At 67.4% G+C, this 26964-nt stretch carries 15 protein-coding genes, 2 tRNA genes and 1 pseudogene; 11 read left to right on the forward strand and 7 right to left on the reverse strand.

Translation table 11 applies throughout. From position 1 onward, the window contains the following. Positions 1-15: 15 nt before the first annotated feature. Positions 16-966 (reverse strand): ABC transporter substrate-binding protein, encoded by a 951-nt coding sequence (locus ACFTSA_RS03720; RefSeq protein WP_377949712.1) that lies wholly within the window; start codon positions 964-966, stop codon positions 16-18. 346 nt (positions 967-1312) lie between these two features. Beyond that, positions 1313-2023, reverse strand: a complete 711-nt coding sequence (locus tag ACFTSA_RS03725) for a 3'-5' exonuclease (RefSeq protein ID WP_377949713.1) — start codon at positions 2021-2023, stop codon at positions 1313-1315. A 143-nt stretch (positions 2024-2166) separates the two neighbouring features. On the opposite strand from ACFTSA_RS03725, the gene ACFTSA_RS03730 reads away from it, so the two are divergent. From ACFTSA_RS03730 to ACFTSA_RS03740, 3 genes are all read left to right on the forward strand, one after another. Next, on the forward strand, positions 2167-2583 hold the full coding sequence (locus ACFTSA_RS03730; protein WP_377949714.1) for an MGMT family protein: 417 nt from the start codon (positions 2167-2169) through the stop codon (positions 2581-2583). Between the two features lie 137 nt (positions 2584-2720). Next, complete coding sequence (locus ACFTSA_RS03735) at positions 2721-6032, forward strand: ATP-dependent helicase (protein ID WP_377949820.1); 3312 nt, start codon at positions 2721-2723, stop codon at positions 6030-6032. Next, positions 6029-9535: an ATP-dependent helicase gene (locus ACFTSA_RS03740; protein ID WP_377949716.1), complete on the forward strand. Its 3507-nt coding sequence runs from the start codon at positions 6029-6031 to the stop codon at positions 9533-9535. Before ACFTSA_RS03735 ends, ACFTSA_RS03740 begins: the two co-directional genes overlap by 4 nt. Positions 9536-9548: 13 nt before the next feature. Here the strand turns inward: ACFTSA_RS03740 and ACFTSA_RS03745 are convergent, their stop codons facing one another. Then, positions 9549-10913, reverse strand: a complete 1365-nt coding sequence (locus ACFTSA_RS03745; RefSeq protein ID WP_377949717.1) for a phosphotransferase — start codon at positions 10911-10913, stop codon at positions 9549-9551. 164 nt (positions 10914-11077) lie between these two features. On the opposite strand from ACFTSA_RS03745, the gene nudC reads away from it, so the two are divergent. From nudC to ACFTSA_RS03760, 3 genes are all read left to right on the forward strand, one after another. After that, positions 11078-12130, forward strand: coding sequence for an NAD(+) diphosphatase (gene nudC, locus ACFTSA_RS03750; RefSeq protein ID WP_377949718.1), 1053 nt, complete (start codon positions 11078-11080; stop codon positions 12128-12130). 86 nt (positions 12131-12216) lie between these two features. Then, positions 12217-14349 carry an ATP-dependent DNA helicase UvrD2 gene (locus ACFTSA_RS03755; protein WP_377949719.1) on the forward strand — a complete coding sequence of 711 codons (2133 nt, stop codon included), beginning with the start codon at positions 12217-12219 and terminating at the stop codon, positions 14347-14349. Continuing rightward, positions 14349-14942, forward strand: a complete 594-nt coding sequence (locus tag ACFTSA_RS03760; protein ID WP_377949721.1) for a M48 family metallopeptidase — start codon at positions 14349-14351, stop codon at positions 14940-14942. The genes ACFTSA_RS03755 and ACFTSA_RS03760 overlap by 1 nt, the downstream gene beginning before the upstream one ends. Positions 14943-14951: 9 nt before the next feature. On the opposite strand, the gene ACFTSA_RS03765 is transcribed toward ACFTSA_RS03760, so the two are convergent. Next, the gene (locus ACFTSA_RS03765) at positions 14952-16406 is read right to left on the reverse strand and encodes a zinc-dependent metalloprotease (RefSeq protein WP_377949722.1); all 1455 of its coding nucleotides are present in this window, start codon (positions 16404-16406) and stop codon (positions 14952-14954) included. A 222-nt stretch (positions 16407-16628) separates the two neighbouring features. Between ACFTSA_RS03765 and ACFTSA_RS03770 the strand changes: the two genes are divergently transcribed. The 5 genes from ACFTSA_RS03770 (at position 16629) to ACFTSA_RS03790 (ending at position 22452) form a co-directional block, all read left to right on the forward strand. Beyond that, positions 16629-17789 (forward strand): PDZ domain-containing protein, encoded by a 1161-nt coding sequence (locus ACFTSA_RS03770; protein WP_377949723.1) that lies wholly within the window; start codon positions 16629-16631, stop codon positions 17787-17789. A 123-nt stretch (positions 17790-17912) separates the two neighbouring features. Continuing rightward, positions 17913-20903 (forward strand): UPF0182 family protein, encoded by a 2991-nt coding sequence (locus tag ACFTSA_RS03775; RefSeq protein WP_377949724.1) that lies wholly within the window; start codon positions 17913-17915, stop codon positions 20901-20903. Between the two features lie 159 nt (positions 20904-21062). Further along, a tRNA-Met gene (locus tag ACFTSA_RS03780) sits at positions 21063-21136 on the forward strand. Positions 21137-21281: 145 nt separating this feature from the next. Beyond that, a tRNA-Met gene (locus ACFTSA_RS03785) sits at positions 21282-21358 on the forward strand. Positions 21359-21516: 158 nt separating this feature from the next. Then, a complete protein-coding gene (locus ACFTSA_RS03790) occupies positions 21517-22452 on the forward strand; it encodes a cytochrome b/b6 domain-containing protein (RefSeq protein ID WP_377949726.1) in 936 nt (311 codons plus the stop codon). A gap of 4 nt (positions 22453-22456) precedes the next feature. On the opposite strand, the pseudogene ACFTSA_RS03795 reads toward ACFTSA_RS03790, so the two are convergent. From ACFTSA_RS03795 to ACFTSA_RS03805, 3 genes and pseudogenes are all read right to left on the reverse strand, one after another. After that, positions 22457-23880: pseudogene (locus tag ACFTSA_RS03795) on the reverse strand (cryptochrome/photolyase family protein). An 85-nt stretch (positions 23881-23965) separates the two neighbouring features. Next, a complete protein-coding gene (locus ACFTSA_RS03800; RefSeq protein WP_377949727.1) occupies positions 23966-24754 on the reverse strand; it encodes a PspA/IM30 family protein in 789 nt (262 codons plus the stop codon). A gap of 109 nt (positions 24755-24863) precedes the next feature. After that, complete coding sequence (locus ACFTSA_RS03805) at positions 24864-26942, reverse strand: TPM domain-containing protein (protein WP_377949729.1); 2079 nt, start codon at positions 26940-26942, stop codon at positions 24864-24866. Positions 26943-26964 lie beyond the last annotated feature (22 nt).

Below are 26964 nucleotides of genomic sequence, written 5' to 3' on the forward strand. Positions count from 1 at the left end.
GCGCCTGTCAGTTGGTTACTTCGTGGGGACCTGGACGGCCTTGCTGCCCGGCTTCCAGCCCTCAGGAGTCTGCTCCTTGATGGTCGGGCGGTCCGTGTACCACTGGGTGGTGAGCTTGGTCCAGGTTCCGTCGGCGATCACGGCGTCGAGCGCCGAGTTGAGCGCGTCGGTGAGGGGCTGGTTGTCCTTGGCCACTGCGTAGGCCGTGAAGTTCTGGGTGTTGACCTTCTTCTCGGCGATCTTCGTGCCGTCGCCCGACTTGACCTGGCCCTCGGCCTGCTGCGAGGGAGCAACCCAGGCGTCGATCTGGCCGCTCTTCACGTTGGCGTAGACAGTGTTGTAGTCCGGGAAGCGGACGGGCTCGAGCTTCAGCGTGTTGGTGACGAAGTCGTCCTGGACGGTGCCCTGGACGACGCCGATGCGCACACCCTGCTTCAGGTCGTCGAAGGTCTTCACCTTCGCGTCATCCTTGGTCACGATCGCCATGTAGCCGAAGTCGTAGCCGTTGGTGAATGCCACGGTCTCGCGGCGGGCGTCTGTGGTGGAGATGGAGGACGATCCGACGTCGAACTGCTTGTTCTTCACCTGGGCCAGCAGGCTCTGGAACTTGGTCGATGCGAACTCCACCTTGAGGCCGAGCTTGGCCGCCATGGCCTTCAGGAGTTCGTTGTCATAGCCCGTGAAGTTTCCATCCTTGTCGATGAAGATGTTGGGCGGGGCGTCGGACAGGGTGCCGACCTTGAGGACGCCCGGAGTGATCAGGCCGAGCTTGGACTTGTCGATCTTGTCCAGGGCGGTGACGTCCTTGGTGGTGTACTTGTCCAGCGCCTGCTGGTCGCTGCCGGCGAGGGCATCAGTCGACGAGCCACTGGGAGCAGCGGTGCCTCCACCGCAGGCAGCCAGGGATACGGCCATGACTACGGCCACGGGAACCGTGGACAGCCACTTCAAGGCTTTGATTTTCATCGCGCATCACTTTCATTGGGATAAACGGGGGCGGGCAGTCAAGCCGTCTTTGGCCGGGATCCGGCGGTGCAGAGGGCGCGCCCGCAAAACTTAATTGTCTCACTGCCCTTAACCTGGCAGTTATGTGGCGTAATGAGCGGCATTGACCGCTATTTGCCGAATATAATGCGGCATAAGTGGCGACGGTTGGGGCAATAGCAATGAGGGGAGTTGCTATTACAGAATCAGCAAGGCGCACGGGCCCGTTGGCAGGGCGGGCCCGGTTTTGTGAAATGCGTCGCACCGGTTTGAGGCCCGGACCAGTCCGAAGCCGGATCAGGTGCCGCTTAGGTCAGAAACCGCGCTGTCAGAAGCCGCCGCGGCTGGCATCCTCAGGAGGAAGTACCGGCCAGTCACCTTCGATGACGGCGGCGGGTTTGGTCTTGCGGAGGTACTGCTGGAAGTCGGCGGCCTGGCTGACGGCCCAGTCCACCTGAAGCTGGTGGAGCTGGCCGGCCGGCATGCTCAGTTTAGGGAACTTGCCGGCCATGGCGTCAAGCATGCGGAGGGTTGCCAGCGCGTCCGCGGCCGACGTGTGGGCGTTTTCCAGCTCCACACCGTACTCCTCGCACAGGGCGGTCAGCGTCCTCTTGCCCTTGCGGAACCGGTCCACCTGCTTGTTCATGATGTAGGGGTCCAGGACGGGGAACCGGCTCAGCTGCGGCACGCCGTAGCGGGCCGATTCGGCGGCCAGGACCGTGAAGTCGTAGCTGGCGTTGAATGCGATCACGGGAACGCCGTCGTCGAAGAGCCCCTGGAGCACGGCAGCGACTTCCCTGGTGACCTCGGCCGCAGGCCGGCCGTGGCTGCGGGCGTGTTCGGTGGTGATCCCGTGCACGTCGCTTGCCTCCTGGGGAATCTCAACCCCCGGATCAGCCAGCCATTCATGCTCCCGAACCACGTTCCCGGAGCTGTCCACCAGGGTGATGGAAGCCGTGACGATCCGTGCGGCGCGGGAGTTGCGTCCCGTGGTTTCGAGGTCGAACGCGGCCCGGGGGAGAGTGTTCCAAGTGCTCATGGCTCCAAATTACCCGGAGGCACCGACAGTAACGGTGCTTGCCCCGCGCGTGTCCGGCATGCTGTGGGAAGACGCGGTGTGGGAAGACGCACACGGCGCCCGTCCTGACGGCTGACGTCGCGTGCCGCCGATAGTCTGGGGACATGCGGGCGGAGTACGTGGAGGCGGTTTTGGCGGTGGTCGACCTTATCCCGGCCGGCTCGGCGGTGGCCTACGGGGACGTCGCTGAACTTCTTGGGGCCGGAGGGCCGCGGCAGGTGGGGTCCGTGCTGAGCCATTACGGCAGCGGCGTTCCGTGGTGGCGGGTGCTGCGGGCCAGCGGACTTGCCCCGGACGGCCACGAGTCCGAGGCCCTCAACTACTACCTGCAGGAGGGCACACCCCTGCGCGGCGACTTTCGCGGGTATGCCCGGACGGGCGAGGGGCGGTGGCGGGTGGATCTGACCGCTGCGCGGTGGGCCCCGTCCGACGCTGATTTCGACGCCCTGGACGTGATCGCCGAGCGGCTGGAAGCGTCGCTGCGAAAATTGTCAGTGCCGGATGATGGAATGTCCGTGTGACCGCAACACTCGATCAGACCGCCCACCCAGCGTCAGTCCATCCGGCATCCGCACCCACTTCGGAACGGGTACATCCGGACTCTTCCTCCGCCGCCCCGTTCCCGGCCACCGGTCTTCGTTTGCTGCCACCGCGCCAGGTGCACTCCCGCGTTCCGGTCCTCACGGCGGACCAGCTGGCCGCCGTCGAAGTGCCCCGGGGATCCGGCCCCGTGCTGGTTCCCGGAGCGCCCGGCACCGGAAAATCCACCGTGCTCATCGAGGCGGCCGTCCGCCGGGTGGAGGCGGAAGGGGTGGACCCCGAGCGGATCCTCATTCTCGCCCCTGGAAGGCTTGCGGCCGACACCCTCCGTGACCGGTTCACCGCCAGGCTGAACCGGAGCCTGAGCACCACGCCGGCGCGCACCTGGGCAGCCTATGCCTTCGACCTCATCCGCCGTGCCAAGGCAGAGGGGCTCTTGCCGTTGTCGAAGGCTCCGCGGCTCCTCTCCGGCCCGGAGCAGGACCTCATCATCAAGGAACTGCTGGAGGGCCACGCCCTGCCCGGCCTTGGGCTTCCCTGGCCCGATGACCTCACCGCGGCGCTGCCCACGCGTGGCTTCCGGCACGAGGTCCGCCAGCTCTTCGACCGGATCACGGAGACGGGCCGCACCGCCGAGGACCTGGCCGGCCTGGGCCATGCCTGCGGACGGCCGGACTGGATTGCGGCCGCTGCGCTGTATGCCGAGTACCGCGACGTCCTGGACTTGCGCATGCCCGAGGCCTTCGATCCCGCGGGCATCATCACCGCGGCCCGCCAGCTCTTCCAGGATTTCCCGGACTTCCTGGCGGCGGAACGGGACCGGCTCCAGCTCGTTCTTGTGGACGATATCCAGGAGGCCAATCCGGCCGTCTTCGAGCTCCTGGCCGATGTCGCCGCCGGCAAGGATGTCTACGTGACGTCCGCGCCGGACACGGTGGTGCAGGGGTTCCGTGGAGCGCGGCCGGATCTGGTGGCAGAGCTCCCGGGGCTGCTGGGCGGCGAGGAGCGGACAGTCGTCGAGAAGCCGCTGTCCCATGCCCACCGCCATCAGCCGGCCGTGGCCCAGGCCTGGCTCGGGGTGGCGGACCGGATCTCCCTCCGCTCCGGCGGCCAGCTCGCCCGCCGCCTGGACCCCGTTGGCTCTGCCGACGCTGCTGACAATGCCGGGAACCCCGGTGACGCTGCGTCGGCTGATGCCGCTTCAGGTGATACCGCACGGCGGGCAGGCGGCACGGTGGAGGCGCACCTTTTGCCCTCGGCCGTCCATGAGTTGCGGTACGTCGCGCAACGCATCCTCGAGGCACATCTCAGGGACGGCCGTCCGCTCGAGGACATCGCCGTCATTGTCCGGAACGGCGGCCAGCTGAGCCAGCTGCAGCGCTACCTCTCCGGCCAGGGGATTCCGGTCCGGGTTCCGGTGGCTGAGTCCGCCGTCCGCGATGAGGTTGCCGTCCGTCCGCTGCTCGACGCCTATGCGGTGGCCCTGGACCCGGGAGTCCTTACGCCGGAGTCGGCCGTGTCGCTTCTGACGTCCCGGATCGGCGGGGCGACGTCACTCGAACTGCGGCGGCTCCGACAGTCGCTGCGGCGGGAGGAGCTGCTGGGCGGCGGGGGACGCTCCAGCGATTCCCTGCTCGTGGAGGCGCTTTTGGAGCCCGGCGCGCTGGGCACACTGGGCATCGAAGGCCGGTCGGCCCGCAGGGTGGCCCGGATGATCCAGGCCGGGCGGAAAGCCATTGGGGAACCCGGGTCCAACGCCGAGACAGTGCTGTGGGCGCTCTGGCACTCCACCGGGCTCGCGGCGGCGTGGACGGCGGCGGCCCTTGCCGGCGGACTCGTCGGGGCGCGGGCGGACAGGGACCTGGACGCCATGATGGCGCTGTTCCACACGGCCGAACGCTACGTGGACCAGATGCCCGGGTCCGGCCCTGAGCAATTCCTGGAGTACCTGCTGAACCAGGAACTGCCCATGGACACCCTCGCGGCACGGGCGCAGGTTGACGACGCCGTGGAGCTCATGACGCCGGCCAGCGCCGCGGGCCGGGAATGGCCGTTCGTGATCGTCGCCGGGCTCCAGGAAGGCGTCTGGCCCAACACCCGCCTCCGCGGCGAGCTGCTGGGCAGCACACTGTTCGCGGACGCCGTCGAACACGGCGTGGAGTACGCCCTCCAGCTTGGCCCGCTGAGCCGGCTGCGGGAGATCCGCTATGACGAACTCCGCAGCTTTTCCACTGCGGTGTCCCGGGCCAAGGAGGTGCTGCTGTGCACCGCCGTGTCTTCCGAGGATGAACAGCCGTCCTCCTTCCTGGATTACGTTGCACCGCTGCTGCCCGGCCAGGAGGGCCGCGGCTACACGCCGGTGGAACGGCCGCTGACGCTGCGTGCGCTGGTGGCGGAACTCCGCCAGTACGCCCAGTTGGACGGCAGGCTGGGCGCCGAGGCGGATGAAGCCGTGCGTGTCCTGGCCCGCCTTGCCACGGCCGAGCCTGCCGTTCCGGGAGCCCATCCGGATACCTGGTGGGGGCTGGCCCCGCTGACGTCCGTGGACCGGGTTGTGCCTCCGGGCGGCACCGTCTACGTCTCGCCGTCCAAGGTGGAGTCGGTGCAGAAATCTCCTCTGGACTGGTTCATCCAGGCCGCCGGCGGCGAAGCGGCAACGGATTTCGCCCGCAGCCTCGGCACCCTGGTGCACGCCATCGCCCAGGACCTACCCGATGCCAGTGGCGCGGAATACCTCGCCGAACTCGTCCGGCGCTGGCCCGCCCTGGGCATGAAGGACAACTGGGAAGGCAAACTGGACTTCCGGAGGGCCGAAGCGATGGTCCGGAAACTGGCGCAGTACGTCCTGCTCATGCGCAGCGAAGGCCGGCGCCTGGCGGGCGTCGAACAGGACTTTGAAGTGATCCTGCCCGAGCCCGCCGCCGTTGCCCGCGGCGACGTTCCCACCGATGAGGGGCCCCGGTCAGCCGTCCTGCGCGGACAGGTGGACCGGCTGGAGATCGACGCCGAGGGCCGGCTGGTGATCGTTGACCTTAAGACGGGCAAACGGCAGCCGGGCAAGGCGGAACTGGGCCGGCACCCGCAGCTGGGCGCCTACCAGGCGGCCGTGCTGGCCGGGGGCTTTGGTGCCGCCGAAGCTTCCGACGCCGGGGCTCCCGACGCCGGGGCTCCCGACGCCCGGGCGCGGCCCGGCGGAGCGGTGCTTGCCCAGCTGGGCACAACCACCAAGACTCCGGGGATCCAGTACCAGGAGCCGCTGGACCCGGGGGACAACTGGGCGATCGAAATGGTGAACGACGCAGCCGCCGTGATGTCCGGCCACGAATTCGAGGCAAGGCATGATCCCGCCAAGACCGGTTACGGCGGCCTCGGCTGCCGGCTGCCGGAGGTATGTCCGCTGTGTTCACGGGGAAAGCAGGTTACCGAATGAGCCGGACGGCAGAGCTGCCCGAGCCCAGATTCAGTCCCGAAGAGTTGTCCGCCCTGCTGGGCGAGAAAAACCTGCCGACGGCGGAACAGTCGGCCATCATCTCATCGCCGCTAGCGCCACGGCTGGTCATCGCCGGCGCCGGTTCAGGGAAGACGGCCACCATGGCCGACCGCGTCGTCTGGCTCGTCGCGAACGGCTGGGTCAAGCCGGAGGAAGTCCTGGGTGTCACGTTCACCAGAAAGGCCGCCGGTGAACTCGCCAGCCGCATCCGCGCCAAGCTCAGTGCGCTGCAGCGGACGGCCATCGGCGGCGCCGGCGGCACCGGCAACTCCGGTGGTGCTGCCAACCCTGGAGGTGCTGGGGCAGGCGCGCTGCTCAGCGCCGACGCCTTGGAGCCCAAGGTCTCCACGTACCACTCGTTTGCCAGCGGAATCGTCTCCGATTACGGCCTGCGGCTCGGGATCGAGCGGGATGTCGTGCTGCTGGGCGGGGCACAGGCATGGCAGCTGGCCAGTGAGGTGGTTGAGGCGTTCGACGGCGAGTATTCGCATTTCAGGGTGGCCAAGTCCACACTCGTCAAAGCAGTCATCCAGCTCGCGGGGGAGTGCGCGGAACACCTGCAGGACCCCGACGGTGTGCACGGCTGGCTGATGCAGCGGCTTGCCGAGTTCGAGGCCCTGCCGTACGTGGCCGGGGCCAAGAAGAACCCCACCCAGGCCGCCGGCGAACTTGGCGCCATGCTCCGCACGCGGGCCAGTGTGGCAGAGCTCGTAGGGCGCTATGCCGAAGCCAAACGGGCACGCGGAGCCCTGGACTTCGGTGACCTCGTGGCGCTTGCCGCACGCGTTGCACAGGAAGTGCCCCTGGCCGCAGAGATGGAGCGCCAGCGGTACAAGGTGGTGCTGCTGGACGAATTCCAGGACACCTCACACGCCCAGCTGGTGCTGTTTTCCAGGCTTTTCGGGGATGGCCACGCCGTCACGGCCGTCGGTGATCCGAACCAGTCCATTTACGGCTTCCGCGGCGCGTCGGCCGGACAGCTGTTCCACTTTGTCAATGAGTTTCCGGTATGCGTGGCGGACAGGCAGTCAGCACCCGCGTCCCGGCGTCCCGCCCCCGTTTCGTACCTGACCACGGCCTGGCGGAACGGCCGCAATATCCTGGCCGCCGCCAATCTCATCTCCGCTCCGCTGAGTGCCGCCGCGGCGCAGGCCGGACCCGCGGGGCAGCGTTCCTCCAGCGCGGCCGTGGAGGTGCCCGCGCTGCAGCCGAGTCCGGCCGCCGTGCAGGGCCGGTTGGTGATTGGCCGTTTTGCCACCGATGAAGACGAAGCAGCGGCGATTGCCAAGGATCTCCTGAGGTTCCGGGCTACTGACTTTGGCGGTTCCCCGGCGGAAGCGCCCGTCCAGCCTGCCATGGCCGTGCTGTGCCGCAGGCGGGCTCAGATGGAATGCCTCCGCAAGGAGTTCGAGGCCACAGGCATCCCCTACGAAATCGTGGGCCTCGGAGGGCTGCTGGACACGCCCGAAATTGTGGACCTGGTCGCCACGCTGCGGGTTCTGGCGGATCCAGGCCGGTCCGACTCGCTGATGCGGCTCCTGGCCGGCGCACGGTGGAGGATCGGCCCCGCCGACCTCATGGCGTTCCGGGACTGGTCGGCGTTTCTGGCCCGCCGCCGCGGCATGGTCAGTGACGGCCGTGGCATGGGCGTGAACGAGGATCCGGGAGCGAACGATCCGCCGGTCGACGGGGATCCGGAAGCCGCCGACGCCGTCATCGAGGGTGACATCACCGACGCCGCCAGCCTCGTCGAGGCGCTCGACTGGCTCCCCAGCGAGGGGTGGACGTCCGCCCATGGCCGCAGCCTGACGGCTCCCGCCCGGGAGCGGCTGCAGCGCCTGGGCACGGAGCTGCGACAGCTCCGGACACTGATGGGCGAGGACCTGACCACGCTGCTGGGCGAGGTGGAGCGGGCCATGCTGCTGGACATCGAGGTTGCCGCGAGGCCCGGGTTCAGCATCCACCAGGCACGGCGGAACCTGGATGCATTCCAGGACGCGGCTGCCGGGTTCCTGCAGACCTCGCAGCGGGTGGACGTCCTGGCCTTTCTTTCATGGCTGGAAGCGGCAGCATCGGAGGAGGGCGGCCTGGACGTGCCGCCCGCGGACGTCAACCACGAGGCCGTGCAGCTGCTGACGGTGCACGCCTCGAAGGGCCTCGAATGGGACGTCGTGTTCGTGCCGGGCCTGAACGCGGGCGCGTTTCCCAGCAGCCGCGACTCCAGGTGGAGCAGCGGTGCGGCGGCCCTGCCCTGGCCCCTCCGCGGCGACCGTGCCGATCTTCCGCAGTGGGACCTGGACCAGCCGGACCAAAAGGGGTGGCTCGACGCCGAGAAGGTCTTCAAGGGGGACGTGCAGGCCCACGGCGAGGCTGAGGAACGGAGGCTGGCCTACGTCGCCTACACCCGCGCCAAGCACGTGCTCTGGGTTTCCAGCGGAGCGTGGGTGGGCGGGCGCGGCGGGATGGCTGAGATGTCGCCGTTCCTTGCCGAGCTGGCGCCCCTGGCCGAAGGGGAAACTGCGGAGATCCACCCTGGTTCCCTGGATGAGGAATCGTTGCCGCAGGAAAGTCCGCTGACCCGTGAGCTGGAGGTGGCGGCCTGGCCGTATGACCCACTGGAAGGTCCTGTGGACCCCCGCAGCGGCAACCGGCTCCGGCTGGTGCCGGGACGGCGGGAGGCCATGAACCGTGCCGCGGAACGGCTGCTCACGGAGATCGCAGCCCTTGAAGCTGGCGCGCCGGGGCTCTCGGCCGGCCAGGGGCTGCGCCCCCAGGCGGCAGGCTGGGAACGCGAGGCCGCCCTCCTTCTGGAACGCCGTGCCAGGCGGGCGCGGAGCCGCGACGTGCACCTGCCCGGGCATATCTCGGCATCCACCCTGGTGGACCTGGGGGAGGACGCCGGGACCGTGGTGCAGCGGCTTAGGAGGCCTGTTCCGAGGGAGCCCGGCATGTCCGCGCGGAAGGGCACCGCCTTCCATGCCTGGGTCGAAGAGTACTTCGGAACGGCAGGAATGCTGGATCTCGGCGAAACACCCGGCTCAGACAACCACATCGATGAGGCCTACGGCCTTGACGACATGGTCGCTACCTTCAAGGACTCCCGCTGGGCACACAGATCGCCGGCCTACGTGGAGGTCCCGGTGGAGACCCGGATCGGCGACGTCGTTGTGCGAGGCCGCATCGACGCAGTGTTCCGGGACGCCGACGGCGGCTGGGACCTCGTGGACTGGAAGACCGGCCGCCGGCCGTCGGCAGGGCAGCTGAAGACCAAGAGCGTCCAGCTGGCCGTCTACCGGCTGGCCTGGGCCCGGCTCAAGGGCGTGCCGCTGGAGGAGGTCCGGGCTGCCTTCTTCTACGTCGCGGACAACCATGTGGTGCGCCCGCACGACCTGGCGTCAGGCGCCGAGCTCGAAGGTATCGTGGCCGCCGCCCTTGCGGGTTAGGAAACCTCGCCGGTTAGGTCGTCTTGGCCTCAACCACCGTGAGGGCGACTGTGGAGGTGTCGGCGGCCGGGGGCTTCGGGGCCGGCGCGTCTCCCGGTGCCGCGTCCTTGGTCCCGGCCGCTTCTGCATCGTCAGATGCGCCGGCATCCTGTGCCGCCTCATCCTCCGCTGCGCTCTCCTTCATTGCGCTCCGCGGGGCGTCCTGGTCTGACGGCCGGTCCGCGTTCTCCCCGCCGTTCTCCGCTTCAGCCGGGATGGGCGTCACCTCGACCGGGATGGGCGTCACCTCCACCGGCAGCGGCTTCGGGTCAACAGGTATGGGCGTGACGTGGACGGCAGGCATGGCCTCGGAAATGTCAGTGGCCGCCGGGGCGTCGACCAGGCCGGGCGCGGCCGGCGCTTGGCCGGTTGGCGGGGCCTCGGGCTTGGCCGGGGGCAGCGGTTCCACGCTGATGGGCTGTCCGCCGTATTCGGCAATGTCGTCGGCGAGCGTGGACAGCATGCCTTCGGCCTCGGCGATCATGTCGGCGTCGGCTGCCGCGATGCCCTTGACGAGGTACTGGGCCAGGGCAAATTCCGCCGAAAGCGCGGCGCGGCGCAGCAGGTGGGTGTCCGGAGCGTCGCGGCGCTTTGCGGTGTAGTGCTTGACCACGGAGTCGACGAAGTCGTGCTCGTTGGATGCCACGAGCCATGCGAGGTCGTCGGCGGGGTCACCGATGCGCAAATCCGTCCAGCCGGTGACTGCCGTGACACGGCTGTCCTCAACCAGCAGGTTGTCCTCGTGCAGGTCGCCGTGGACCACGCAGGGGTTGAACCGCCACAGTGAGACGTCTTCCATGGCGTGTTCCCAGCGGCGGAGCAGGAGGGCGGGGATCTTGCCTGTGGTCGCGGCCATGTCGAGTTCGTTGAGCCGGCGCTGGCGAAATTCGTTGGGGGTGTAGCTGGGCAGGTCGGCGTTGCTGACCAGTGCGCGGGGCAGGTCGTGAATGGCCGCCAGTGCCGTGCCGATCTCCTTGGCCAGCTCCTGCGGCCCGGCCGTCAGCTCCTCAACGGTCCGCGTGGCGCCATGCAGGTGCGAGTAGACGAAGGTGGTCAGGTTCTGCTGCCGGACGGTGCCGGCCACAGTGGGCATCAGAAACGGCAGTTCGGCCCGGATCCCGGGTGCGAAGGCGCGCAGCACCAGGAACTCGGTCTCCAGCCGGGTGCTGGCTTCCGCGTGCCGGGGTGAGCGGACGCGCCACCGTTTGCCCTCGGCATCCAGAAGGAGAGCCGAATCAAAGTCCGCCGGGTCATCCGGGGCAGAGCTCACGGCAGTCGGGCTCAGTCCGGGGACTGCCGCGGTGGCCACAGCTGCCAGTTCGATTGGTTCTCTTCTCACGGTTCCACGGTAGATTGAGCGGCGTCCAAGACAATGATGTGTCGCGGCGAGTCTCGAGATCCGCCTAAATATGGCTGCCGGGAGGCAAGTGACGACTCTCATTCCGGGCCTGCCGGCGCCCTCCCGAAATGTAAATTGTCACTGCGAGTCAGTACGGTGGATACATGAGTCATGCGGAGGCCGCAGTGCCGGTCGGTCAAGCGGCGGATGCCATCCCGGAAAATCAGCTCCCGGCCGGCGGACTGCCGGCCAACCATCTCTTCGACACCGTGCTGCCGGTTCGGCCCGCAATGGTCAACAGGGGGTCGGTTGAACGGCTGAGGCCCGGCCTCATTCCGGACCTGCTGGCGGCGGGAACCGCCAAGGCCATGCTGCTGTCCGGACGGCACGCGCTGGTCCACGGGGACGCGCTCGTCCTGGCAGAGGCCGGACCGCTGCTCGACCGGCTCGAGACGTCCGCGTCCGGCCCGGCGCACATCATCTATCTCGGCGCTGCCCTCGGCTCCGAGGACCTTCCCGCAGGAACCGGCGTGCTGCTCTTCATCCTGCCGGAGCCGGTGGAGCCTGGTCCGGCCGGCCTGCCCGCGGGAGCCACCTGGGAGGGCTTCCGGGACGTCGCCGCGCAACTGGATCCGACGCACACCGCGCTGTTCGTTGAGGCCAGTGCCATCGCCAACTGGCACGCCACCCACACCCACTGCCCCCGGTGCGGCACCGTCACCAGCGTCGAAGCCGGGGGATGGGTCCGGCGGTGCCCGGCCGACAACTCCGAACACTACCCGCGCACGGACCCGGCCATCATCGTCACGGTGGTTGGCCCGGACGGCCGTGTCCTGCTGGGCGGCGGCGGTCCGCTGGACGCCAAGAACTACTCCACGCTGGCCGGATTCGTCGAGCCCGGGGAATCCCTGGAACAGGCCGTGGTCCGGGAAATCCAGGAAGAGGTGGGCGTGCGGGTCAAGGCATGCCAGTACCTTGGCTCCCAGTCGTGGCCGTTTCCGGCGTCCCTCATGCTCGGCTTTACGGCCGTCACCGATGACACCGAAGCAAAGCCCGACGGCGTCGAGGTCACCAGGGCGCGCTGGTTCAGCCGGGAGGAAGTCCAGGAAGCCGTGCTCAGCGGTGAAATCGTCATCTCCACCAGGCTCTCCATCGCGAGGGCCCTCATTGAGCACTGGTACGGCGGCGTGATCCAGGACCGCCCGGCCGACGACTGAACGGCGCGGAGTCCGGCGGAACCTACCTTCTCCAAAAGCCTCCATGGCGGAGCAGCCCATCCATCCCTTAAAGCAAGCAGCAAGAAGTGACGACAGAAAATCCTGATGGCAACGCCTCCCTGGAGGACCGGATCCTTGGCGGCCTCGACGCGGAGCAGCGGGAAGTGGCCACCACCCTGACCGGCCCGCTCTGCGTGCTTGCCGGGGCCGGCACCGGCAAGACCCGGGCCATCACGCACAGGATCGCCTACGGTGTGCACTCAGGGGTGTACAGTCCGCAGCGGCTGCTGGCCGTCACGTTCACGGCACGTGCGGCAGCGGAAATGCGCAGCCGGCTCCGCGACCTGGGTGTCGGAAACGTCCAGGCCAGGACCTTCCACGCGGCCGCGCTGCGGCAGCTGCAGTTCTTCTGGCCGCAGGCGGTGGGCGGGACACTGCCCAACCTGCTGGACCACAAGGCGCAGATGATCGCAGAGGCCGCCCGCCGCCTCCGGCTCAGCACCGACCGCGCCTCCATCCGGGACCTGGCGTCGGAAATCGAGTGGGCCAAGGTATCAATGCTCACGCCCGCCAACTACCTGGAAAACGCGCAGGACAGGGGCGCTCCGGGAGGCTTTGACCTGACGGCCGTGGCCCGGGTGTTCCAGGCCTACGAAGACGTCAAGACGGACCGCAACGTCATCGACTTCGAGGATGTCCTCCTGATTACCGTGGGCATTCTGCAGGAAGACCCGAAGGTGGCGGCAACGGTCCGCGAACAGTACCGGCACTTCGTGGTGGACGAATACCAGGACGTTTCCCCGCTGCAGCAGCGTCTCCTTGAGCTCTGGCTTGGCGGCCGCAATGAACTGTGCGTCGTGGGTGACGCCAGCCAGACTATTTACTCGTTCACCGGTGCGTCCCCGAAGCACCTGCTCGGGTTCAAGGCCCAGTATCCGGACGCGAACGTGGTCAAGCTGGTCCGGGACTACCGTTCCACGCCGCAGGTGGTCAAGCTGGCCAACGATCTGCTGGCCTCACGGCGTAGCGGCGGTCCGGCGGCGGACGCGGCATGGGCCGCGCCGCTGAAGCTCGTCGCCCAGCGGAACCCGGGACCAGAGCCGCAGTTCACAGAATGCACGGACGACGAAGCGGAGGCTGCAACGGTCGCCGGCAAGATCCGCACACTCCTCGACGACGGCGTGCAGGCGAGTGAAATCGCTGTCCTGTTCCGCACCAACGGGCAGTCGGAGGCGTACGAGCAGGCTCTGGCGTCGGCCGGGATCGGCTACCAGCTGCGCGGCGGCGAGCGGTTCTTTGCGCGGAAAGAGGTCCGCGACGCGATCCTCCAGCTGCGGGCAGCCACCCGTGCCGCGGCCGAGTCCGATCCCCAGCCGCTGGGGCAGCTGGTGCGGGACATCGTCGCGTCGCTTGGCTATACCGACACCGCCCCGCACAGCGGTGGCGCCCTGCGGGAACGCTGGGAATCGCTGGCTGCGCTGGTGGCCCTGGCGGATGAGCTGGCGCAGAACCGCGGACCCCAGTTCGGCCTGGCTGACTTTGTCAACGAGCTTCAGGAACGCTCCGTAGCCCAGCACGCCCCCACCGTCCAGGGGGTCACGCTGGCGTCCCTGCACGCTGCGAAGGGCCTTGAATGGGACGCGGTCTTCCTCGTGGGGCTGAGCGAAGGGCTCATGCCCATCTCCTTTGCAGATGATCCTGCCGCGGTGGACGAGGAGCGCCGGCTGCTGTACGTCGGCATCACGCGTGCCCGCGAGCGCCTGTCCCTCTCCTGGTCCACTGCCCGGACCCCGGGCGGGCGCGCCAACCGGAAGCCGTCCCGCTTCCTTGACGGACTGCGCCCGGACTCGGTGGCCAGCTCGTCCGCCCGGGGGAGGGGAACCGCGCCGCGCCGCAAGGCGGCCGCTCCCGCATCCTGCCGGGTCTGCGGGAGCATGCTGGCCAGCGGCGCCGAGCGCAAGGTCGGCCGGTGCAGCCAGTGCCCGCCCAGCTACGAAGAGCAGACGTTCAACGCCCTCCGCGAATGGCGCAAGGAGGTCGCGCATTCCGCCGACGTCCCCGCCTTCGTGGTTTTCACCGATGCAACCCTCACCGCCATCGCCGAAGCACGGCCGTCCTCCCTTGAAGAACTGGCCGGGCTCGCCGGCGTTGGCCCGTCCAAACTGGAGCGGTACGGCGAGGCAGTCCTCGCCGTCCTGACGGAAAGCAGCACCTTCTAATGCCCGGAAAACTCGAGACCCGCGCACCACTGACCACGCACGACGGGGCTCCCGTGGAGGTGCGCCGTTCCGCCCGCCGGCGCCGCACAGTCGCGGCGTTCTGGGAGAACGGCACCGCCGTGGTCGCCATCCCTGCCCATTTCAGCAGGGCGCAGGAAGCGGACTGGGTTCACCGGATGCTGGAGAAGCTGCGGACCCAGGGGGAGAAGCGTTCCAGCGGTGCGGGACGGCGGCCCTCCTCGGACGCGGCGTTGGCCGCGCACGCTGCGGAGCTCTCGGCGAGGTATCTCGGCGGCAGGTCGGCCCCGACGTCGGTCCGGTGGGTCAGCAACCAAAACTCCCGCTGGGGTTCAGCCACCCCCGCAGACGGGTCCATCCGGCTTTCGGACAAGCTCCGGCCAATGCCGCAGTGGGTCGTCGACTACGTGCTGCTGCATGAACTGGCGCACCTGCTGGTGGCCGGACACAACGCGGCGTTCTGGAAACTGCTGGAGGCGTATCCCGAGACGGAACGCGCCAAGGCTTTCCTGGAGGGCGTGTCGTTTGCCACCTCGCGCGGCCTCCCCGCCGGCGAAGCAGAGCTGGCCCTTTAAGGCCCCGGCTTAGCCCTTCGGAGCCTCGCCCTCCTCGCCGTCGGCCTTTTCGCCGGCGTCCCCGCCGTCCTTCGTGTCGGCGTCGCTGCCGGCAGCGTCGCCGTCGGCGTCAGCCGGGCTGTCGAAGCCGCCGTTCAACAGCTTCTGGAGGGCGTCGTCCACTTCGCTGTCGCTGGCCTCGGCGAGCTTGCGGCGTTCGCTGAATCCCTTGGGGTCGTCAAGATCCTCGGCGGTGGGGAGCAAGTCGGGATGCTTCCAAATGGCATCGCGGCCCTCGATGCCGCGCTCGGCCTTCAGCGATGCCCACAGCGTGGCGGCTTCGCGCAGGCGGCGGGGCCGCAGCTCCAGCCCCACGAGGGAAGCGAACGCGTGCTCCGCCGGGCCTCCGGTGGCGCGGCGGCGGCGGACCGTTTCGCGGAGCGCTGCAGCGGAGGGGAGTACCTTCTCCGTGGCGGCCGCGGTGAGTTCATCCACCCAGCCCTCGACGAGGGCCAGCGCGGTCTCCAGCTTCTGCAGGGCCTGGTCCTGTTCGGGCGTGCGCTGCGGCATGAAGACGCCCTGCGACAGGGCCTCCTGGATTCCCTCCGGGTTGCTGGGGTCCAGGTCCCGGGCCAGCTCCTCGATCCGCGACGTGTCGATGTGGATGCCGCGGGCGTAGGCCTCGATGGCGCCGAGCAGGTGACCGCGCAGCCAGGGAACCTGGACGAAGAGGCGGGCGTGGGCGGCCTCCCGGACTGCGAGGAAGAGCCGGATGTCGTTTTCGGGAAGACTGAGACCCTCGCCGAACTTCGCCACGTTGCCGGGCAGCAACGCCATCTCCAGATCGGCCAGCGGAACGCCGATGTCCGTGGAGCTGACCACGTCGGTGGAGAGTGCTCCGATGGCCTGGCCCAACTGCATCCCGAAGATGGCGCCGCCCACGTTCTGCAGCATGGACGAGGCGCCGCCCATCATGGACTTCATCTCTTCCGGCATCTGCTCCGTCATGGCGGCGGAGAGGGCGTTGGCCACGCTGTTGGCCACCGGTTCCGTCAGCCGCTTCCAGGTGCCGAGTGTCTCCTCCACCCATTCGGCGCGGGACCATGCCTTGCCGATGAGGCCGGTGGCAGGCAGGTCCGTGACCTGGTCCAGCCACAGTTCGGCGAGCCGCAGCGCCTCATCCACTTCGCGTGACTGCGTGGGCGTGACCGAGGGGTCGGCGCTGCCGGCGGCCACCCGGCGGGCGTTGTCATGGGCGAGCTTCCAGTTGACGGGGCCCTCCGAGGGCGCGCTCATCATGGCCTGCACCTGGGAGAACATCTGGGCCAGCAGGTTGGGATCGTTCGGCAGCCCGGCGGCCTTGGCCAGTTCTGCGGGGTCAATGTCGCCCAGGCCCTTGCCGCCCATGAGGTTCTGCAGCATCTCCGCCAGCGGATCCTTTGGATTTTCGTCGCCGTTGGACGGATTGAGTGGATTGGAGGTCATGATCCCGCCGATCGTCGGTGTGACTATTAATCAACTTCACGCTACCCCTGTGCGGGAGTGGCTGTCTGCCGAAAGCCGGGACGTTCGCTGTAGGCAAAGAGCTAAGGGCAGGCCGGGACGCGTAGTGTTAGAAGCCGGAATGTATGTAGGCTGCGCCCCGGCCGTCCGCCGGGCTGCAGCCGCGGTGCAGCGCTGAATGACGCGGTGCGGAGAGGTCCTTCAGTGACGATAACCAAGGGCGGCCAGCCCGCAGAGGAGTCCCCGGCGCCCGCCGACGGTACCGGCGATCCCGATGGAACCGGGGACGCCCGCCGGTGGCGGCGCGCCCGGGGCCGGGATCCCCGCATCTCCGCGATGACACTGTCCGGGCTTCTGGCGCTCGGGCTCGGCGTGACGGCCGCCGTCCTGCCCGTCCCGTATGTGGTGGAATCACCCGGGCCCACGTTCAACACACTCGGCACGGAAAATGCGAAGCCCGTGATCAGCGTTTCCGGCCGCGAGACATTTCCGGCCAAGGGATACCTCGACCTCACCACCGTCTATGTCGACGGCGGCCCTAACGGCCCCGTGAGCGTCTTTGAGGCGTTCTCGGCGTGGCTTGACGGCTCCAAGGCGGTGTACCCCGAGGAACTGATCTTCCCGACGGGCGTCACCAAGGAGGAGTCGCAGCAGGAGAGTGCCGTGGCCATGGCCACGTCGCAGGAGAACGCCGTGGCGGCGGCCCTGAAGGGGCTCGACATTGCCTATACGCAGAAGCTCGAAGTGGCGGACCTGTCCGAGGGCTCGGCCGCGCAGGGCAAACTGCAGAAGGGCGACGTCTTCACCTCCATCAACGCCAAGCCCGTCACGTCACTTGAGGTGATCCAGGACGAACTGGCCGCCGGGAAGGGAAAGCCCGCCGTCGTCGTCGTAAGCCGGGACGGCAAGCAGGTGACCGAAACGGTGACACCGGCCAAGAACCCGTCCGGACGGTACATCCTGGGCGTCCTGCTGCAGTACCGCTTCACCTTCCCGTTTGACGTGAAGATCTCCCTGGACAAAGTGGGCGGCCCAAGTGCCGGAATGATGTTCGCCCTGGGAATCATGGACACCCTGACGCCCGGGGATCTCACCGGCGGAAAGCACATCGCCGGGACGGGCACCATCAGCCCTGACGGTGTGGTGGGCCCGATCGGGGGCATCGCGGTGAAGATGCACGGTGCCCGGGCCGACGGCGCCACCATGTTCCTGGCGCCGGCGGCGAACTGTACAGAGGTCGTTGGGCATATTCCGGACGGGCTGCAGGTGGTCAAGGTGGAAAACCTCGATGAGGCAAAGTCCGCCGTGGAGCTGGCCGCCAAGGGCGCCGACACCTCGGGGCTTCCGGCCTGCACCAACAACTAGACTAAATCGAGGAACTAAGGCTCCGGTCCGCTCGTGGCACTAATTGAGAGCCGGAGCCATGCAGGCCCGCCACTGAAAACTTAAGATCAAGACCAGCAACTGACACAGCTATGAGGTACGAGTTTGTCCCGTCCTGCCAGCCCCACCCCGCCCGGAAAACTCCAGACAAGGCGCGGTGCATTGACGCCCACGCTCATCGTCGTTGCGCTGGTTGTCGTCGGGTTCATCTTCTTCGCCAACGTGTGGACGGACGTCCTTTGGTACCAGCAGCTCGGCTACTTCGAGGTGTTCCTGACTGAGAACCTGGCGAGGATCGGCATTTTCGCCGCCGGCTTCCTCCTCATGTTCGCGGCCGTGTTCTACGCGATCCGGATCGCGTACCACGCCCGGCCCGTCTACGCGCCGGACTCGGAAATCCGGGACAACCTCAACCGCTACCAGGCGCAGCTGGAACCTGTGCGCCGCGTGGTCATGATCGGGCTGCCCGTGCTGTTCGGGCTCTTCGCCGGCAGCGCGGCCTCCAGCCAGTGGCAGAAGGTCATGCTGTTCTTCAATCAGGAGTCCTTCGGCCAGAACGATCCGGAGTTCGGGCTCGACATCGGCTTCTACCTGATGACGCTGCCGTTCCTGGGCTTCGTCACCGGGTTCCTGATCAGCGTGGCCATCGTGGCCGGCATCGCGGGCATCCTCACGCACTACCTGTACGGCAGCATCAGGATCATGGAACGCGGCATCTTCACCAGCCGCGCCGCGCAGATCCACCTCGCCGTTACCGGCGCATCCTTCCTGATCCTGCTGGGCATCAACTTCTGGCTGGACCGTTACTCCGCACTGCAGAACAGCGGCGGACGCTGGGCCGGCGCACTGTACACCGACGTCAACGCCGTTATCCCCACGAAGGCGATCCTGGCCGTCGCGGCGGCGCTCGTCGCCATCCTCTTCATCATCGCAGCCGTCATCGGCAAGTGGCGGCTTCCGGTAATCGGCACGGCCATGCTGATCATTACCTCCATCCTGGCCGGCGGCGTCTACCCGTGGGTCATCCAGCAGTTCCAGGTCCGCCCGTCCGAGCAGACCCTGGAACGGAAGTACATCGAGCGCAACATCGGCATGACCCGGGCGGCCTACGGCCTGGACCAGGTAAAGGTGGAGCGGTACAACGCCACCACCACTACCACGCAGGGCGCCCTGGCCCCGGATGCGCAGACCACGGCCAACATCCGGCTCCTGGACCCCAACCTGATCTCCGACGCCTTCTCGCAGCTTGAGCAGTTCCGCCCGTACTACCAGTTCCCCAAGGCGCTCAACGTGGACCGGTACATGGTGGACGGCAAGGTGCAGGACACCGTTATCGCCGTGCGCGAGCTGAACCCGGACGGCCTTAGCGCCGACCAGCAGTCCTGGCTGAACCGCCATGTTGTCTACACCCACGGCTACGGTGTTGTCGCCGCGAAGGGCAACAAGTTCACGGTCGACGGAAAGCCGGAGTTCCTGCAGTCCGGCATCCCGTCCACCGGTGTCCTCGGCAACGACCAGACCTACGAACCCCGCATCTACTTCGGCGAGGACTCCCCGGAATACTCGATCGTGGGTGCCCCGGAAGGTGCACCGCACCGCGAGCAGGACCGCCCGGCGTCGAAGGAAGGCGGCGAGACGCAGTACACCTTCACCGGAAACGGCGGCCCGAACGTCGGCAGCTTCTTCAACAAGGTCCTGTACTCGATCAAGTTCCAGTCCTCGGACCTGCTGCTGTCCGACGGCGTGAACGAGGCCTCCCAGATCCTCTACGAGCGCAACCCTCGGGAACGCGTGCAGAAGGTGGCTCCCTACCTGACGGTCGACGGCAACGCCTACCCCGCCGTCGTTGACGGCCGGGTCAAGTGGATCGTGGACGGCTACACCACCAGCCAGTACTATCCGTACTCGCAGCAGGAACAGCTTTCCGACGCCACCACCGATTCGCAGACCACCGCCGGCCGCAATGTGGCGCTGCCCAACAGTTCGGTCAACTACATCCGCAACTCGGTCAAGGCCACCGTGGATGCCTACGACGGTTCCGTCACGCTCTATGCGTGGGATGACCAGGATCCCCTCCTGAAGGCCTGGCAGAAGGTGTTCCCTTCCACCCTGAAGCCGTACTCGGAGATGTCCGCCGCGGTCATGAGTCACGTCCGCTACCCCGAGGACCTGTTCAAGGTCCAGCGTGAGCTGCTGGGCCGCTACCACGTGACGGATCCTGTGAGCTTCTACAAGAACGACGACGCGTGGAGCGTTCCGAACGATCCCACCGTGTCCCAGGAGGTCAAGCAGCCGCCGTTCTACATGTCGCTGAAGATGCCGGACCAGAAGACACCGGCGTTCCAGCTGACCTCGTCCTACATTCCGCAGGTGGTCAACAACAACGCCCGCAACGTCCTTTACGGCTTCCTCGCCGCCGATTCCGACGCCGGTTCGAAGAAGGGCGTGAAGGCGGAAAGCTACGGCCAGTTGCGGCTGCTGCAGGTTCCGCCGGAAGCCCAGGTGCCGGGCCCCGGGCAGGCGCAGAACAAGTTCAACTCCGATCCCACCGTGTCCCAGGCGCTGAACCTGCTGCGTCAGGGTGCATCGGATGTGCTCAACGGCAACCTGCTGACACTTCCCGCCGGCGGCGGCATGCTCTACGTACAGCCGGTTTACCTCAAGTCCACGGGTGAGACCTCCTACCCGACGCTGCAGAGGGTGCTTGTGGCCTTCGGCGACAAGATCGCCTTCGAGTCCACCCTGGACGAGGCCCTCAATAAGCTGTTCGGCGGCCGCTCCGGAGCCAGCGCCGGGGACTCGCCGAATAACGGCAAGACCCCGACGACTCCGGGCGGCGGGACCAACCCGCCGTCAACTGGTTCGGAGGACGCCAAGGCGGCGCTGAAGGCAGCCCTGGATGAAGCGAACGACGCCATCAAGGCCGGCCAGGCAGCACTGGCCAAGGGTGACTTTGCGGCGTACGGCGAGCAGCAGAAGAAGCTGTCGGCCGCGCTGAAGAAGGCGCTCGACGCCGAGGCGAGGCTGGGCACCGGTACTGCTGCCAGCAGCCCGACGTCGCCGTCCGCGGTGCCGTCGCCATCACCCAGCAGCTGATCGACTGGTGACCGACAGCTGAACAACTGAAAGGCCGGCCCCCCCGACAAGGACAGGGCCGGCCTTTTCCGTTGGCGAGAGCTTTGGCCTCCCGGAGACGCAGATCACGTCGTTTGGATTTGGCCTCCTGTTCACCGGCCGGTAGAGTAGTTCTTGCGACGCGGGGTGGAGCAGTTCGGTAGCTCGCTGGGCTCATAACCCAGAGGTCACAGGTTCAAATCCTGTCCCCGCAACTGAAGAAAAGACCCGGATCACCGCATGGTGGTCCGGGTTTTTTGCTGCCCGGCTGACGGCCGGACTGTGCGATGGGCTTAGCGGGCCGGGCCAAGCGGCCGTGGTCAAAGCCGCCTCAAAAGTAGGGTACAGTTGATCAAGCGACGCGGGGTGGAGCAGTTCGGTAGCTCGCTGGGCTCATAACCCAGAGGTCACAGGTTCAAATCCTGTCCCCGCAACCACGAAGAGGCCCCGACCGGTGATACCGGTCGGGGCCTCTTGCTTTCCCGGTAGCTTTTGTTCACGTATTGGCTGTTCCTAGTATTCTCTTTCGCAGGGCCCGAGCGTTTCTGCGGGGCAGATGCCCGACCAAGCCATCCTCGAGAGGAATGTAGTTTCGATGTCCACAACGAAGAACAAAACCGGCACTTCGAAAGGCAAGCGGTCCAGGCTCTACTGGACGGTGCCGGCGGTCCTCGTGGCTGCAGTGCTGGTGGTTCTGCTCGCAAAGTGGGCCACGGGCCTCTCCGGCGTACAGTCCTTCCTGGTTTCTTACCCTGGGCACTCGCAGCTTCCCGCCGGCGCCCCCGTCGGTTTCCCGGCCTGGCTCGCGTGGCAGCACTTCCTGAACGCGTTCTTCCTGCTGCTTATCATCCGTTCGGGCTGGCAGGTCCGCACCACCACCCGCCCCGCGGGCTACTGGACCCGGAACAACAAGGGGTTCATCAGAACCAGGACGGCGCCCACCAAGATCAGCCTGGATCTCTGGTTCCACCTCACCCTGGACGCGCTGTGGATCCTGAACGGGCTGGTCTTTCTGATCCTCCTCTTCGCAACCGGCCAGTGGACCCGGATCGTCCCAACATCGTGGGATGTCTTCCCCAACGCCGTCTCGGCCGCCCTGCAGTACGCCTCGCTGAACTGGCCCACGGAGGACGGCTGGGTGAACTACAACGCCCTGCAGCTGCTGGCCTACTTCGCCACGGTGTTCATCGCGGCTCCGCTGGCCTTCATCACGGGCCTGCGGATGTCCGCCGCGTGGCCTAAAAAGGCAGCCGGGCTGAACAGGGCCTTCCGCATTGAGGCCGCCCGTGCGGTGCACTTCCCGGTGATGATCTATTTCGTGGCCTTCATCGTGGTGCACGTGTTCCTGGTTCTGGCCACGGGCGCGCTGCGGAACCTCAACCACATGTACGGCGGCAGCGACGACGTGAGCTGGGTTGGCTTCTGGTTCTTCGTGGCGTCGGTCGCGGTCATGGCGGCTGCCTGGTTCCTGGCCCGGCCGCTGTTCCTGCGGCCCATTGCATCGCTCATGGGCAAGGTCACCAACCGGTAGCTTCTCACCCCTCCTTGAGCCGCTGGTAGGTGTCCAGCGCCCGCTCCCGGGATTCCTGCAGACCTACCAGCGGTTCGGGGTAGCCCGGAGCCCCCGCCGGGTTCCTCCACGGCTCGTGCACCGTCCGGTTATCCAAATCCGCCAGTTCCGGGATGTAGCCGCGAAGGTAACTTCCCCCGGCGTCGAACTTCTTGCTCTGCGTCACGGGATTGAAGATCCGGAAATAGGGGGAGGCGTCCGCGCCTGAGCCGGCAACCCACTGCCAGTTGGCCGGGTTGTTGGCCGCGTCAGCGTCGACGAGGGTGTCCCAAAACCAGGCTTCGCCCAGGCGCCAGTCGGCCAGCATGTTTTTCACCAGGAACGATGCCGCGGCCATGCGGACCCTGTTGTGCATCCAGCCGGTCTGCCACAGCTGCCGCATGCCGGCGTCCACGAGCGGATAGCGGTGCGCCCCTGTTGCCAGGCCTCCAGTTCCGCGTCCGACGGCGTTTGCCAGGCAAAGTGGTCAAACTCCCGGCGGTAGTTTTGGGTGGCCAGATCCGGATTTTCGAACAGCAGTTGCCAGCAGAATTCACGCCAGCCCAGTTCGCTCCGGAAAATCCCGACGTCGGCCGGTGCGTGGCGCGGGAAGCGTTCCCGGAGCGAATGCCAGACGCGGAAGGGACTGATTTCGCCGAAGCGAAGGTGCGGCGAGAGGCGGCTGGTGCCCTCGACCCCGGGCAAGTCACGGCCCCTGCCGTAGTCCTCCACAGGACCGTCGAGGAAATCGTCCAGCCGTTCGTGGGCGCCGCCCTCGCCCGGGGTCCAGGTCGCTGCGAGGCCTCCGCTCCAGTCCGGCCGCCGGGGGAGGAGCCGCCAGCTGTCCAGGAGGTCACCGGCCGGTGGCCGCCCTGACGTTCCGGCTGCAGGCTCTGGGAACCGGTCCGGGGGATCGGCGGGAAGCCGCGGTTCTGCACCGGCGAGGCAGGAGCGCCAGAACGGCGTGAAGACCTTGTACGGTCCGTCCGATCCGGTGCGGACAGTCCACGGCTCGAACAGCAGGTTCGCCTGGAAGCTGGTGGCCTCGATCCCCTGCCCGGCCGCCCACTCCTTGATTCCGGCGTCGATGGTCCGCTCCGGCAGGCCGTACCTCCGGTTCCAGAACAATCTCTCCGCACCGGTCTCAGCGGCCAGTTCCCCGATGATAGGAGCGGATGCGCCCCGGCGCAGCAGCAGCCGTGACCCGTGCGCTTCGAGGCTCGAGCCAAGGGCGGACAGTGATTGGTGGAGCCACCACCTGGCTGCGGCGCCCAGCGGGCGGATGCCGGGGGAGTCCTCGTCGAGGATGTAGACGACGGTTAGCGGATCCGGCAACGCAGTTGCGGCGGCGAGGGCGGGGTTGTCGTCGAGCCGGAGATCGTCCCGGAGCCAGACGATGGTGGAAGCCATGGTTTCACGCTACACGGCCCGGGGACGGCAGAGGCCGGGATCCCGGTGGATCCCGGCCTCTGCCGGTGAAGCCGACGGTGCGGGCTTACAGCTTGTCGAAGTCGGCCTCGTCCACGGTGGACGACGAGGATTCTGCGTTGCCGCCGGCTCCGATGGCGGGCTTGGCGTTGCCTGACTTCAGCGCGGCAAGCCGGGCCTCGATCTCGGTCTGCTCGCCGAGGTCCTCGAGCTGGTTGAACTGGGCGTCGAGGCTCGAAGCGGCAAGTTCCTGCTGGCCGCGGACCTTGGCCTCTTCGCGTCGGATCTTTTCTTCGAAGCGGCCCACCTCGCTGGTGGGGTCCATGAAATCGATGCTCTTGAGCGCGTCATGGACCTGCGACTGGGCGGCGGCCGTCTTCGAACGGGCCACGAGTTCGTTGCGCTTGCTGGTCAGCTGGTTCAGCTTGCCCTTCATCTGGTCCAGCCCGGTCTTGAGCCGGTCCACCACCTCGGTCTGCGAGGCGATATTCGGCTCAGCGGCCTTTGCCTCGTTCTCCGACGACATCTGGCGTTGCAGGGCCACCTTGGCAAGATTGTCGAACTTCTGCGCGTCGGCCGCGTTGCCGGCGCTGCGGAACTCATCTGCCTTGCGGGACGCGGCCAGGGCCTTGTTGCCCCAGTCCTGCGCGTTCTTGATGTCCTCGTTGTAATCGTCCTGGAGCATGCGCAGGTTTCCGATGGTCTGGGCCACCGCGGACTCGGCTTCGGCAATGTTGTTGGTGTAGTCCCGGACCATCTGATCCAGCATCTTCTGCGGATCCTCGGCCTGGTCCAGGAGCGAATTGATGTTTGCCTTTGCCAGCTGCGCCATGCGGCCGAAAATGGACTGCTTCATGGTGTTACCTTTCGTCCTGCTCCGTATGTGCCACTGAGTTCAGTGAACAGTTGTGTACCGCTTTTACCCGCCGGCCCGGTTGCGCGGGCCGGCGCTTAGCCTGTGCCGGTCAGAAACTGCCCGAGTCCCCGCCGCCGAAGTCGCCCCCGCCGAAGTCCCCTCCGCCGAAGCCGCCGCCGGAATCGCCGCCCCAGCCGCCGCCGTCACCCCAGCCTCCGCCGTCGCTGTGGCCACCGCCCCAACCGCCGCCGCTGCCGCCGTTGAGGATGGAGTTGATGAGGATGCCACCGAGGATGGCACCGCCCAGGCCGCCGCCTCCGCCGCCACCAAACATGCCGCCGCGGCCGTAGCCCTGGCCATATCCCTGGTTGGCGTAGCCGAAGCTGTCGACGTCGGACTGGGCCAGCTGGGCGGCCTGCGCTGCCAGGGCATGCGCCTGCTGGGCGTAGGTCAGCGCGGTCACGGGGTCGTTGCGCGAGATGGACAGTGCATAGTCGAGGTTCCGCTGCGCCTCCGCGAGCCGGGTCCGAGCCTCGGTGCCCACGCCGCCGCGGCGGGCGGTGATGTAATCCGATGTGGCACTGATCTGCGCCTGGGCGGACATGATGGTCTGCTGCAGTGAAGCCTGCGCCCTGCGGGCCTGCTCCTGCTGGTCCCGGATGCCGCCGAGGGCCTGATCGAGGGCCTGGTGCGCGGACTCGACCCGCTCCAGGGTGGCGATGGGGTCAATCTTGCCGCTCTGGATTTCGCTCTTCACCCGGGCAAGGGCTGCCTCCACCCCGGCCACGGGACCCTCGAGCTCCGGGTGGGAACCGGACTGGATCATGGCCTTGGCCTGGGCCAGGTCCTGGGAGGTGTCCACGACAGCCGACTCCAGTGCCTGACGGGCCGAGTCCAGGTTGCCGGCAACCTTGGAAATCGCGTCCAGCAGCACGTTCGTCTGGTGCAGGCTCTCCTCCGATGCGCGGACGGCGACGGCGGCGAGGCTGCTTTCTCCGGAAGCGAGCTTTTCACGCGCCGTTGCGCTGGCGTTCTGCACGAAGGCCAGGCGCTCCTTGGCCTGCAGGATGTTGTCGGAGACCTGGGCGAGTGCGCTGTCCGCATACTTGCCGCGCAGTTCGGCCAGCGTTTGGTCCGCCCGTGCGATTTTGGCGTCCGCCTCCGCGGCGCCGGCGTCCACTGCCGCAAGGGCCTGCGGCGCGTTCTTCTCGAGTTCGCGGAGCGAGTCGAAGTCCGCCTTCTGTTCCTGCAGCGATGCCAGGGCGGCTTCCGATCTGCGGATGATTTCGCCAAGCCAGCTGCGCTGCTGCTCTTCAGTGTCCGGGATGTGGTCGTCCAGCTGCTGCTGCAGCTTGAACGATTCCGACATGTGCGCTTTCGCCTCCTGGAGCGCCTTGGTGAAGTTGCCTACCGCTGCTTCCCCGTATTGCGCCTCGGCGAATCCCAGTTCCTGCTCGCTGGTCTTGATCGCGTCGTCTGCCTCAATCAGCACGGAACCGCTCTTCCGGCGGAGGTCCTCGATGCTCATCCCGGCCAGGGGATCGAGTTCGGCGCCCTGCGGGCCGTAGCTTGCGCTGGAGGCCTGGCCGGCCTTCTTCCGCCTGTTCCGCAGGTAAAGATACGTGCCCGCGCCGCCGGCGGCCACGACGCCCGCACCGACGAGCACGGCAGTGCCCGCGCCGGCGCCAGAAGGGACATTGCCGCTGCCGCCACCCGCAGCGTCGCCGATGGCAGCCGCGGTGTCGATGGCGGCCTGCGCGTAGTCCCGCTTGCCGCCCCCGAGGTTGGCCGCGATCGCGTTCTGCGTGATGTTCCCGGTTTTCGACGCGATGGCGCTTGCCGAGTTGGGAGCGAAGTAATACTTGCCCTCGGTGGAGATCGCCAGCAGAACGTCAGCCCTGCCCATGCCCTTGTTCGTGGCCACGGCCTGACCCCACGACTTGGGATCTGTTGGATTTTGGAAGGACTTCACGGTGACCACGTACAGGTTGTACTTGTGGTCCTTGAGGAGCTTCTGGATGGAGTCCTCAACTTCGCCCTTGCGGCTGCCGAGGACATTCGCGTCATCGACGATGTTTTGGCCGGAGGGGATGGCTACCGGATCCTCGGCCCAGGCCGCCGCGGCCGGGGCCGCCAGCACTGCCGTCAGGCCGATCACGGCGAGAACACGTTTCAACATTGACCGCATGGCAACCCTTCAGCACGCCGCG

This window comes from Arthrobacter sp. NPDC057013 (genome assembly GCF_042674585.1).
GTDB lineage: Bacteria > Actinomycetota > Actinomycetes > Actinomycetales > Micrococcaceae > Arthrobacter.

Bases quoted from the DNA above. Each gene is read 5' to 3' on its own strand.
- ACFTSA_RS03720 (WP_377949712.1), bottom strand. From the start codon at position 966: ATGAAAATCAAAGCCTTGAAGTGGCTGTCCACGGTTCCCGTGGCCGTA.
- ACFTSA_RS03725 (WP_377949713.1), bottom strand. From the start codon at position 2,023: ATGAGCACTTGGAACACTCTCCCCCGGGCCGCGTTCGACCTCGAAACC.
- ACFTSA_RS03730 (WP_377949714.1), top strand. From the start codon at position 2,167: ATGCGGGCGGAGTACGTGGAGGCGGTTTTGGCGGTGGTCGACCTTATC.
- ACFTSA_RS03740 (WP_377949716.1), top strand. From the start codon at position 6,029: ATGAGCCGGACGGCAGAGCTGCCCGAGCCCAGATTCAGTCCCGAAGAG.
- nudC (WP_377949718.1), top strand. From the start codon at position 11,078: ATGAGTCATGCGGAGGCCGCAGTGCCGGTCGGTCAAGCGGCGGATGCC.
- ACFTSA_RS03760 (WP_377949721.1), top strand. From the start codon at position 14,349: ATGCCCGGAAAACTCGAGACCCGCGCACCACTGACCACGCACGACGGG.
- ACFTSA_RS03765 (WP_377949722.1), bottom strand. From the start codon at position 16,406: ATGACCTCCAATCCACTCAATCCGTCCAACGGCGACGAAAATCCAAAG.
- ACFTSA_RS03790 (WP_377949726.1), top strand. From the start codon at position 21,517: ATGTCCACAACGAAGAACAAAACCGGCACTTCGAAAGGCAAGCGGTCC.
- ACFTSA_RS03800 (WP_377949727.1), bottom strand. From the start codon at position 24,754: ATGAAGCAGTCCATTTTCGGCCGCATGGCGCAGCTGGCAAAGGCAAAC.
- ACFTSA_RS03805 (WP_377949729.1), bottom strand. From the start codon at position 26,942: ATGCGGTCAATGTTGAAACGTGTTCTCGCCGTGATCGGCCTGACGGCA.